This is a genomic window from Paenibacillus lactis (assembly GCF_017873605.1).
Lineage (GTDB): Bacteria > Bacillota > Bacilli > Paenibacillales > Paenibacillaceae > Paenibacillus_AQ > Paenibacillus_AQ lactis.
Window position 1 is genome coordinate 684,919 of record NZ_JAGGKI010000001.1, and the last position, 11,698, is coordinate 696,616.

The following is an 11,698-nucleotide window of genomic DNA, read 5'->3' on the forward strand; positions in this document are numbered from 1 at the left end:
AAGGACCTCTTCTTAATATTTCATGGCATCGCAAAGTATAAAAACAGTCTTTCATCCATATACTGATACTACCAAATGCAGACGAAAGGAAGATTCTATGAACAGGCTATCTAAAATAACGTCTCGTTCTGATACCCCGAGCTTGAAAATATCCCATACCGATCCTGATATTCACTCTGCCATTATTCATCGCTTGCTCTTCCATCTGTCGGATGTCCGCGTCCAACAAAGGCCGCTTGTCATTGTCTGCATCGGCACTGACCGTTCAACCGGCGATTGCCTTGGACCGCTAGTCGGCACCTCTCTGGCACGTTATAATAGTCCGTTGTTCCATCTATACGGTACATTGGACGAGCCTGTCCACGCCATGAATTTGAAGGAAACACTGACTGCAATCTATGAGAAATTCGACAACCCCTTCGTCATCGGCATCGATGCCTGCCTTGGCCAATCCTCCAGCGTCGGATCGATTCAGGTATCGGATGGACCGCTCAAACCTGGTGCCGGCGTGCATAAAGAATTGCCGCCGGTTGGCGATATCCATGTAACTGGCATCGTCAATGTCGGCGGCTTTATGGAGTACTTCGTATTGCAGAACACGCGTTTAAGCTTAGTCATGCGGCTGTCTGATATCATTGCAACCTGTCTATTTGCCGGGATCAAGGAATGGCATCGTTCTACCCTTCTTGCAGCGCAAGAGTAAGTGCCTCTTTCTCCTCCGGAGACAATGGATATTTGGATTGTCCATCTTTGAGCGGCTTGGCATACACATACGAGCTCTCCCGGTTATGAAGACCGGTCAGAACAATCCCTTCCTCTTGATCGCTAACAATAGCCAGGGAGAAGCTCATTTCGTTTCCACGTTCTCCGAATGCATTATAGCGAACAATGCCAACCCGTGATTTCATTCCTTTCAGCTTTCGGTTAATCGAATCGAGCATTTTCTGGTGATCGGCATGACCCTCTTCAATTTCATCCATTTGTACCTTCAATTGAACCAGCAAGCTTTCCAGATCCTCAACTCCGCTCCCTGCCATCATAGCATCATAACGGCGACGCATCCCCCGAAGCTTTGCCCCTTGAACGATGACCGTAATCCATAAGATCAAGATGATCATGATCATTAAGACGACAAACCAATGCAGCTGTTCCATGATCAATTCATTTAATTCAGTCATGCTTTCTTCCTTCCTCTTCTCCATCTTGATCTCTATACTCAGCCATGAATTTCTGCCATAGCCTGAAGCATAAGGCTAATTTCCTCCGGACGGGTCGTTATACCGACACTCGTCCTAACTGCACCCATCCGATCCGTGCCTGCTGCCATATGCGCAAGCGGTGTACAATGGTAGCCGGAACGAACGGCTATCCGGTATTCCCGATCTAATCGAAAAGCTATTTCCGAAGCGCTGTATGTATCCGATACGAATGCCACAATTCCGGTTCGCGCTTCCCCCTGCCCCGGTCCAAGTATCCGAATCGATGGCAGTGCAAGCAGCCCCTCCATCAACACCTGTGTAAGCTCCCATTCATGCTGGTATATCTGCTTTGGCGTCAGCTCCTGTACCTTATGCACTCCAGCCTGAAGGCCTGCGAAGCCGACGGTATTCGGAGTCCCCGCTTCGTACCGATCCGGACGAATCGTCGGATGTTCCAGCGCCTCCGATTGACTGCCCGTCCCTCCATGCAGAAGCGGCTCCAGATCAATATCAGGTGACAGATACAGTCCTCCTGTCCCCTGCGGACCGAGCAGCCCCTTATGTCCGGGGAAAGCGAGCATACCGATATTCATGTCCTCCACATGGATATCCAGCACACCTGCACTTTGAGCTGCATCTACGAGAAGGACAGCGCCTTTCTTCTTCGCGAGCGCCCCTAACTCTTCCAACGGAACAATAGAACCGAGCAGGTTGGAGCTGTGACTGCAGACGATAAGCTTCGTATTTGAGCGAAAAGCCGACTCCACCTCCTGCAGCCTCAACTCTCCTTTTTCATTAACCGCCACGTAGTCTACCTGCACTCCCCGCGTTCGCTTCAAATATTCCAGCGGGCGACGCACGGAATTATGTTCGATCATCGTTGCAATCACGTGATCTCCTTCTCGCAAGTATCCTTTAATCGCTAAATTCAGCGCCTCTGTCGTATTGGATGTGAGCACGATATCATTAGGATTTTTAACTCCGAACAAAGCTGCCAATGCCCTTCTAGTCCCATATAACACACGAGAAGCCTTCACCGCCATGGCATGACTCCCCCGTCCGGGATTGGCTGCAGCCTCCTCCATCGACACTCTCATTGCTTCCAACACTTCGGGAGGTTTCGGCCATGATGTTGCTGCATGATCCAGATAAACGATTGAGTCCACGTTCGCCGCTCCTTCTCAACCCGAAGTTACGTTTCTTTGAAACCCTTGTTCTCCCTCAAATCAAACACATTAGCCTTGACCATTCAACCACAATGTTCATAACTATACTCGTCACACTTTCCCATACGAGCCCAGCGATTCACCTAAGACCTTGTCCCACGAACAAATTCTCGCCTTTTCTTTTACCACAGAAAGACAATTCATATCATTTCATTCGTTCTAATAGGGTTAAACAAAGACATATCTATTTCCCGCTCCGGGAACATCGACATGTCTTTGGTTTTAAGCACGACAACGCAACGATTCTGTTGCACGTCCTCTCGATCTTACGGGCGCTCACCTATTATACAGGATCCTGCACCTGAATTATTTGCAATTTTGATAACTATTACCGAATTATTGGAGCATCTCCAGCAAGCGTTCCAAGTCCTGTTTGCTGTAATAATTCAGCTCGATTTTCCCCTTATCTTTGTTATGCTTGATTTTCACCGTCGTCTTGAACCTTTCTCTCAAGCTTTCCTCAAGATGGTCAATATACGGATCTTTCTTCTTCGTTTTAACCTTACTCTTGTCAACTGGTTTACGATCCAGGTTCTTAACGGCCTCCTCCAATTCGCGGACACTCCACTCCTGTTCCACGCATTGCTTAGCCAGCTGCTTCACAAGCACCGGATCTTTAATTCCGACGATCGCTCTTGCGTGTCCCATAGACAATGTTCCACGTGAAACATTTTCCTTCACTTCCTCCGGAAGAGACAGCAACCGAAGAAAGTTAGCGATATGCGAACGGGATTTCCCGACCTTTAGCGACAGCTCCTCTTGCGTTAAGGAAAATTGTTCCATCAACCCTTGATAAGCCACTGCGATTTCCATCGCGTTCAGATTCTCCCGCTGCAGGTTCTCGATCAATGCTATTTCCATTACCTGCTGATCACTGAATGAACGGACTACGGCAGGAATGGTCGCTTTGCCGCAATATTGAGATGCCCGGAACCGACGCTCTCCGGCGATGATTTCGTATCCCTTTAAAACACTGCGTACAATAATCGGCTGAATGACACCATGCTGCCGGATGGACTCTGCCAATTCCTGAATAGCTTCATCGTTGAACGTCTTGCGCGGCTGGTACGGATTCGCTCGCAACTGAGTCAGCGGAATTTCCACAACCTTGTCATCCTCATGAATAGACAAAGAAGGAATAAGCGCATCCAGCCCTTTTCCTAAACGTTTACTCATACGAGATCACTTCCTTTGCCAGCTCCAAGTATACTTCCGCTCCCTTTGAACGAGGATCATAGGTCATGATCGATTGTCCGTGGGATGGCGCTTCACTCAAACGAACATTTCTTGGAATAATCGTACTGTACACTTTCTCTTGAAAATACTTCTTCACTTCTTCAATAACCTGAATGCCGAGATTGGTCCGGGCATCCAGCATCGTCAACAGCACACCTTCGATCTTCAGCGATGTATTCAGGTGTTTCTGAACGAGACGAACCGTATTCAGCAGCTGGCTAAGCCCTTCCAATGCGTAATACTCACACTGAATCGGAATAATGACCGAATCGGCTGCCGTCAACGAATTAATCGTCAAAATCCCGAGCGATGGTGGGCAATCAATGAGAATATAATCGTATTGGGGTTTGATCAGCTGCAGCGATTTCTTAAGACGCACTTCACGGGAGATCGTGGGAACCAGCTCAATCTCCGCGCCAGCCAATTGAATGGTTGCCGGTATGATGTCGAGCCCCTCTACGTTCGTCCCACATATAGCGTCCTTCGGGTGTACTTCATTGATGATAATATCATAAATGCAATTTGCAACATCGGCTTTATTAATACCAACCCCGCTTGTCGTGTTGCCCTGGGGGTCTATATCCACCAAAAGCACCCGTTTGCCTAGCGTAGCCAATCCAGCTCCCAGATTGACGGAAGTCGTCGTTTTGCCGACACCGCCCTTTTGATTTGCTATGGCAATAATTTTAGACACTCATTTCACCTCAATGTAGGAAGACTCTTCTAAGTAGTCGCAATAGATGATACACAGCCCGAGAGCCGGATATAGATCATATGAACACCCCCAAATCAATAAGCAGATCCGGGTCATTCATCGATGAAAAAAAAGCAATACAGTTATACAAGCTTTTCATCTTTAAACGAAAGCTGTATTTCTGGCTGTGGATGATACCGGTCAATAACGACAAGATTCAGCCCTCCTGAATCGGAAGGTTGAATATTGCCGGCATCATTTTTTTATATTGGATATAACGCTGATAATTTCGAGAATTCATAAACGACCAATATGAGGGTGCCAGCGAAACGTAAAGGGCTTACTTTCGAACTTGAAGCGAAATCATCCCGGAATGCCCCAATTCCATTAACGCTTAAGTCAATGAAACAGGGAGCAACAAGCCTCGGATTCAAACACCTCGTTTATGCTCAATAGAAAAAGCGGCACGATGCATACCGCCTTTACACCCGATTAACGTTTAGGTATTTTGATCACGATTTCATAATGATCTTCATGATCGTTCTCTGTTGTCTTGATGGCCATGCCTGAGCCTGAAACCATATCAATCGATTGACGGATCGTATTCAGTGCTAGACGAACGTCCTTGCTATAGGAGATCCGTTTGGCCTTCTTCATCGTTGTTACCTCTTTATAGAAGGCAATGCGCGCCTCCGTCTGTTTCACATTCAGTTCCTTGGTGATGATCTCATCCAACACCTTCAGTTGGGTCTCCTCATTGTCCAAAGAAAGCAGTGCACGCGCATGGCGTTCCGTGACTTTACGTTCCATTAATGCTGCTTTGACCGGTTCCGGCAGCTGCAGCAGACGGATTTTGTTAGCAATCGTCGACTGGCTCTTGCCAAGTCTCTGCGCCAAGCTTTCCTGTGTTAATTGATGAAGGTCGATCAGCTTCTGATAAGCAACGGCCTCTTCAATTGAAGTAAGCCCTTCGCGCTGCAAATTCTCGATCAGGGCAATCGATGCTGCCTGAGAATCGTTGAACTCCCGAACAATAGCCGGAATCGTATCCAGACCCAGCTTCTTAACCGCACGCCAGCGGCGTTCCCCGGCAATGATTTCATACACGCCGTTACGGACCCGGACAACGATCGGTTGAATCACTCCATGGGTTCTAATCGTCTGGAGCAACTCATCAATTTTCTCATCATCAAATATCGTCCGCGGCTGGTATGGGCTGCTGACAACCTCGTTGACCGGGATTTGTTTCACTTCATCCCCTTGGTTACGCTCTGCCGCCAAGCCAAACAACTTCGAAAATTGTTCTTTCATTCCGTATATTACCACCTAATTTCATGATAGCATGGATGAGCCCCCGACAATCATCAGAGCCGGCAAATACCGGCAGGCAAACTACCGCCCTGCAGTTTACACTGCTAGCCTCGGCACCCCATATCCCCTATATGTGGAAGCCGCTTATGTAGTAATAGAGCCAGGCATTTCCCTGCAAAAACATACTTCATGCAAATTGAGAACCAACGCCATCATCATCTTCGCTGGGCGCACTTCTCTGAAAAGCCGCATTCAACACGACTAATTCTTGAAAGATACAACAGGAGGTAATATCATGATGTCATTACATTGAATATCTAACAAGAATAGATCTATACCTCTACTCGTGCAGCAAACCATCGTGAATAGGACCGCCTTCAACAAATGGACATCGCTGTCTCAACAGCTATTCTCCGTCGCTGTGTGGTAGCCGTTCGTCTGCACGAAGCAAGGATGGGCGAATCACCTTGATCGAACCTTTCGGTGCCCATCAAAGAACGGGCTAAGTCAGCCCGCCTGCTTGTATAATGCTACGATTCTATTCTACCACTTTTTGTTCTATAACTCTATTCTCCAAAATCACCTTTTTTCCTGCATTTCTCGTTTTGATTAGCACTCATTTATGTGAAATCTCACAAAACAATAACACTCATACCTTCCTATTTGAATAAAGGCATAGTCGGTTTTTATCCTAAGTGATTGGTAAGGTAGATTCATAGTTTTTGTGAATTCCTTCATAAGTAGAAGTTTCGTTCCTCTACAATGGGTTTTCCCAAAAATGTTCCATGCCGACTGCGTAATGCCCGCCATGCCATTTAAGGCTGGAAATGGGCGTCAACCATCACGCATGCAAATAGGTTTTGCTTTGGTAAAGCAATATGCTATCAGGCTTCAAATTTTATGCTTTATACTCCTATCCTTCATACTTCATTCTTCATACTTCATTCTTCATACTTCATTCTTCATACTTCCTGCACCATGTTAGTCACCTTATTTTTGCCTATGATCAACTCCACTCCCCCCCTATCAAATGTTTCACGTGAAACATTTGCATAATTTCTACCAACTAGCGGATCGTAGTCACTTTTATAAGCTCTTGGAGAGCACGCTAGTGCATGCAAACCAACAAAGTCTAGAATTTAAAAACAGAGTCTGCCCATGGCCTTTTATAACCGCAAATTCCATGAAAGCAATTAATGTATAGGGTTTAACTTGAACAGATTCTCGAGCTGATGGCCCAGCATGGCCGCTTCTCATTGAATGCGTTGGTTCCGGCCGTTCAACCGGCGATTGTCTTGGGCCGTTAGTCGGAACGTCTCAGGCACGTTAGAATAACTCGTTGTTTCATGGATTATGGATCTCTAACGAACTGATCTGTAACTGACTACTTTAATGATGATTTATAGCTGGTCTTATAATTGATCTTGCAGCTAAGCTAGCAACTGATTTTGCACTAGCTGTTCTTACAATTGAGGATACGGGGTGTGAAAATATGCTGTGTGAAATCGGTATATATAAAATAATGACTCTTGGTATGTGGCGGCACACCAGATTATAAAACGCCAAAAAATACATCCTTGGATCCTTAAATCCTTGATTTGTTCTAAATCATACCATAGCACAAAAAAGAAGGACCCGCCTTGGGTCCTTCTTTACATTTACCTTCACGGATGCCGTCTGAACGATGCTGCAAATTTCACGCCATCAATAATGTGACTATGCCCCTGCAACTTGACCAACCATCCAATCCAATAAGCAAACATCTCTGATCATCGCTTTGCGCATCCCCAGCATGCCACAAGACCTCTTAGAGCGGAGATTTGGCCGCTGTCCCCGCTTTGCGCGGGTATTTGGCCGGGGTAGCGCCCTTCTTGTCGATAATGACGATGTGGCGGTCCGATTCCTCAATCGGAAGCGAGAATGAGTAAACTTGGTTCAGGGAGCCTCTTAGCTCTTTCAGGCTGCGAGCGGCTTCCTGGATTTCCTCCGAGGGGTCGCTGCCTTTCATTGCCGCGAACCTCCCTCCCACCTTCGTAAACGGTAGACAGAATTCATTTAGTACCGCCATTCGGGCTACCGCTCGGGCAGTAACCAGGTCGAATCCGTCCCGGTATCCCTGCTTGCGGGCTACCTCTTCCGCCCGGCCGTGGATCAGTTCAACCTGCTCCAAGCCCAACGTCTCCACCACATGCTTCAAAAAGGTGATGCGCTTATTAAGTGAATCTACAATAGTCAGATTCAAATGGGGGAACGCGATTTTGAGCGGAATCCCCGGGAAGCCTGCACCGGACCCGATGTCGGCCATATTTCCGATGTCGGGCATCTTTACGTAGAACGCAAGCGTAAGCGAGTCGTAAAAATGCTTGGTATATACTTGATCCCGCTCAGTGATCCCGGTCAGGTTCATCTTCTCGTTCCATTCCACTAGCAGCTCATAATATTGCTCAAACTGATGAAGCTGCCGATCATCTATCGCGATGCCTTGCTGCTGCAGCCGTTCAACAAATGACTTCTGGATATCGTCCATACCTTATCCTTTCGCTGCGGTTACCCGGTTATAGTGCTCAAGATACACAAGCAGTATCGAAATATCCGCCGGTGTGACGCCACTGATCCGGGATGCTTGCCCAATGGAGATCGGGCGGATTTTGTTCAGCTTCTGACGAGCTTCGATGGCCAAACCGTGAATATCATCGTAGACGATGTCTTCCGGAATCCGTTTCTTCTCCATCTTCTGCAGGCGCTCCACATGACCCAGCTGCTTCTCGATATAACCGGCATATTTGACTTGAATTTCAACCTGCTCCTTCATTTCCTCATCCAATTCATAAGGAGACGGTGAAATCGACTCGATCATCGCAAACGTCACTTCCGGACGGCGAAGGATGGTGAGCAGATTGCTTCCGTCCTGGATAGAAGCCGAACCGGCTGCTTCCAGCATCGGATTTACCTCAACCGGCTTCACCTTTGCTTGACGGAGCCGCTCAATTTCCTGCTCGACCAGTTCTTTTTTGCGCAGGAAATTTGCATACCGCTCTTCCGAGATCAGGCCGATGTCATGACCGATTTCGGTCAAGCGCAGATCCGCATTGTCATGGCGGAGCAGCAAACGGTATTCGGCACGGGAAGTCAGCAAGCGATAAGGCTCATTGGTTCCCTTCGTCACCAAATCATCGATCATTACGCCGATGTAGCCTTGCGAACGGTCCAGAATGACCGGTTCTTTCCCTTGCACTTTGCGGGCGGCATTGATGCCGGCCATAATCCCTTGCCCTGCCGCCTCTTCGTAGCCGGATGTTCCGTTAATCTGACCTGCCGTAAACAGCCCCGGAAGCTTCTTCGTCTCCAGCGTTGGCCACAGCTGCGTCGGAACGATCGCGTCATACTCAATAGCATAACCATTGCGCATCAATTCCACTTTCTCCATCCCTGGAATGGAACGGAGCATGGCCAGCTGTACATCTTCCGGCATGCTGGTGGATAGCCCTTGCACATAATATTCCTTCGTATTTTTGCCTTCCGGCTCCAGGAAAATCTGATGCTTCGATTTGTCGGCAAACCGAACAACTTTATCCTCAATCGAAGGACAGTAGCGTGGTCCGGTGCCTTCGATAAGACCCGAATACATCGGCGCACGGTGCAGATTATCATTAATAATTTGGTGCGTATCCACCGACGTGTACGTCAGCCAGCATGGAAGTTGTTCGTTATCCGACGATTTCGTTTCGTACGAGAAAAACTTAGGATTTTCATCACCCGGTTGAATTTCCGTTTTGGAAAAATCAATCGTATCCTTATGAACCCGCGGAGGAGTTCCTGTTTTAAAGCGGACGAGGTCAAAGCCGAGCTCGCGAAGGTTCTCCGCCAGCTTCACCGATGGCTGTTGATTATTCGGTCCGCTCTCGTACGTCAGCTCGCCCATAATAACTTTGCCGCGCAGGTACGTGCCTGTCGTCACGACGACAGCTTTGGCGCGGTATTCCGTACCGGTCTGTGTCACAACGCCTACGCAGACGCCGTCTTCGACGATGAGGCGGTCAACCATGCCTTGACGAAGCGTGAGCTTCTCTTCCTTCTCGAGCGTTTCTTTCATCGTGTGCTGATAGGAGAATTTATCGGCTTGCGCACGCAATGCATGCACCGCCGGTCCTTTTCCTGTATTCAGCATCCGCATTTGAATAAAGGTTTTGTCAATATTGCGTCCCATTTCCCCGCCAAGCGCGTCAATCTCGCGAACGACATGTCCTTTGGCCGGACCGCCAATCGACGGGTTGCAGGGCATAAAAGCAACCATATCCAGGTTGATAGTGATCATCAACGTTTCGACACCCATTCGGGCAGACGCAAGCGCCGCTTCACAGCCGGCGTGTCCTGCACCGACGACAATAACGTCATACGTGCCTCCCATAAAACTCATGGCTAACCCTCCTATTCGAATATTGTTTTCATATATTAAAGCCTCCACCATGTCTGTGGATCAGCTTAGAACTTCTAAAAAAACTACAACCTGCAGCTTATCGCTTATTATAGAAGAAAAACGATGGTAATGGAGACCAAGAATTGCGGAAGAATATCCGGTCACCCCAATCACCCACAACCTCCGGCTCCGCATTTTCCTTCCATTTCAACAAATTATCCTCCAGCGATTACTTGCCCAGACAGAACTGCGAGAAAATCTGGTCAATCAGTGAATCGCCAACGGCTTCGCCCAGGATTTCGCCAAGCTGCTCCCAAGCGAGCCGCACATCGATCTGGATCATATCGATCGGGATGAGCTGATCGGCCGCTTCATAAGCATCCTGAAGCGACTGCTTCGCTTTTTTCAACAGGGCAATATGCCGCACATTGCTGACATACGTCAGATCCCCGCCTTCGATTCGGCCGCTGAAGAACAAATTCGAGATGGCCTCCTCCAGCCGATCAATGCCCTCCTGTGCCTTCACGGACATCGGAACGATCAATTCATCCGGAACATACCGGTTCAGCACATCCTTATCGAGCTGAGACGGTAAGTCCATTTTATTCATAATGACGATACATTGTCTACCGCGTATTTGTTCCATCAATTCCAGTTCATCCTGATGCAGCGGCTCGCTGGCATTCAGGACGAGCAAAATCAAATCGGCCTCGTTCACCGCATGCCGGGAACGCTCGACGCCGATCTGCTCGACCACGTCCATCGTTTCGCGGATTCCGGCCGTATCCAGCAGCTTCAGCGGAATATTGTTGATCGTCACATATTCCTCGATCACGTCGCGCGTCGTGCCCGGAATATCCGTTACGATCGCCTTATTGTCTTGCGCCAGCGTATTGAGCAGCGAGGATTTCCCTACGTTCGGACGCCCGACAATCGCTGTCGTGATGCCTTCCCGCAAAATTTTCCCTTCCTGGGCCGTCTTCAGCAGCTTGTCGATCTCGCCCATCACTTGACTGCTCTTCTCTTTAATGAAGTCTGCCGTCAAAGATTCCACGTCATGCTCGGGATAATCGATGTTCACCTCGATGTGGGCCAAGGTTTCCACCAGCGTATGACGAAGCTCCTTGATTTTCCGGGACAAGGTCCCCTCCACCTGCTTCAACGCCACCGAGAAAGCACGATCCGATTTCGAACGGATCAGGTCAATGACTGCCTCAGCCTGGGACAAATCGATACGGCCATTCAGGAAGGCCCGCTTCGTAAACTCCCCCGGCTCGGCAAGACGGATGTTCAGCTGCAGCAGCAGATCCATTACCCTTTTTACCGAGATGACCCCGCCGTGGGCGCTGATCTCAACCACATCCTCGGTCGTGAACGACCGGGGCGCCCGCATGACCGTAACAAGCACCTCTTCAAGATTCTCCCTGGTCTGCGGATCTACAATATGGCCGTAGTGGACCGTATGGGATTCCACCTGGCTCAGCTTACGCTTACTCTTAAATATACGCTCCACTTCCGTCACGGCGTCCGGTCCGCTGACGCGAATAATCGCGATCCCGCCTTCACCGACGGCCGTAGAAATGGCTGCAATTGTATCGCTATACATGCTGTATTC

At 48.6% G+C, this 11,698-nt stretch carries 9 protein-coding genes; 1 reads left to right on the forward strand and 8 read right to left on the reverse strand.

Features of this window, described 5'->3' with window-relative positions:
* The first annotated feature begins 97 nt into the window (after positions 1–97).
* On the forward strand, positions 98–703 hold the full coding sequence (gene yyaC, locus J2Z18_RS02825) for a spore protease YyaC (protein ID WP_007129219.1): 606 nt from the start codon (positions 98–100) through the stop codon (positions 701–703).
* Here yyaC and J2Z18_RS02830 read toward each other — a convergent pair.
* The 8 genes from J2Z18_RS02830 to mnmE form a co-directional block, all read right to left on the reverse strand.
* A complete protein-coding gene (locus J2Z18_RS02830; protein ID WP_007129220.1) occupies positions 678–1,178 on the reverse strand; it encodes a DUF4446 family protein in 501 nt (166 codons plus the stop codon). The two genes, yyaC and J2Z18_RS02830, sit on opposite strands and share 26 nt — an antisense overlap.
* A 38-nt stretch (positions 1,179–1,216) precedes the next feature.
* The gene (locus J2Z18_RS02835) at positions 1,217–2,365 is read right to left on the reverse strand and encodes an aminotransferase class V-fold PLP-dependent enzyme (protein ID WP_007129221.1); all 1,149 of its coding nucleotides are present in this window, start codon (positions 2,363–2,365) and stop codon (positions 1,217–1,219) included.
* Between the two features lie 396 nt (positions 2,366–2,761).
* The gene (locus J2Z18_RS02840; protein WP_007129222.1) at positions 2,762–3,601 is read right to left on the reverse strand and encodes a ParB/RepB/Spo0J family partition protein; all 840 of its coding nucleotides are present in this window, start codon (positions 3,599–3,601) and stop codon (positions 2,762–2,764) included.
* The gene (locus J2Z18_RS02845) at positions 3,594–4,355 is read right to left on the reverse strand and encodes a ParA family protein (RefSeq protein ID WP_007129223.1); all 762 of its coding nucleotides are present in this window, start codon (positions 4,353–4,355) and stop codon (positions 3,594–3,596) included. Before J2Z18_RS02845 ends, J2Z18_RS02840 begins: the two co-directional genes overlap by 8 nt.
* A gap of 492 nt (positions 4,356–4,847) precedes the next feature.
* On the reverse strand, positions 4,848–5,666 hold the full coding sequence (gene noc, locus J2Z18_RS02850; protein ID WP_007129224.1) for a nucleoid occlusion protein: 819 nt from the start codon (positions 5,664–5,666) through the stop codon (positions 4,848–4,850).
* Between the two features lie 1,807 nt (positions 5,667–7,473).
* Positions 7,474–8,193, reverse strand: coding sequence for a 16S rRNA (guanine(527)-N(7))-methyltransferase RsmG (gene rsmG, locus J2Z18_RS02860; protein WP_007129225.1), 720 nt, complete (start codon positions 8,191–8,193; stop codon positions 7,474–7,476).
* 3 nt (positions 8,194–8,196) lie between these two features.
* Positions 8,197–10,083 (reverse strand): tRNA uridine-5-carboxymethylaminomethyl(34) synthesis enzyme MnmG, encoded by a 1,887-nt coding sequence (mnmG, locus tag J2Z18_RS02865; RefSeq protein ID WP_007129226.1) that lies wholly within the window; start codon positions 10,081–10,083, stop codon positions 8,197–8,199.
* Positions 10,084–10,312: 229 nt separating this feature from the next.
* Positions 10,313–11,689: a tRNA uridine-5-carboxymethylaminomethyl(34) synthesis GTPase MnmE gene (gene mnmE / locus J2Z18_RS02870; protein ID WP_007129227.1), complete on the reverse strand. Its 1,377-nt coding sequence runs from the start codon at positions 11,687–11,689 to the stop codon at positions 10,313–10,315.
* Positions 11,690–11,698: the final 9 nt, after the last annotated feature.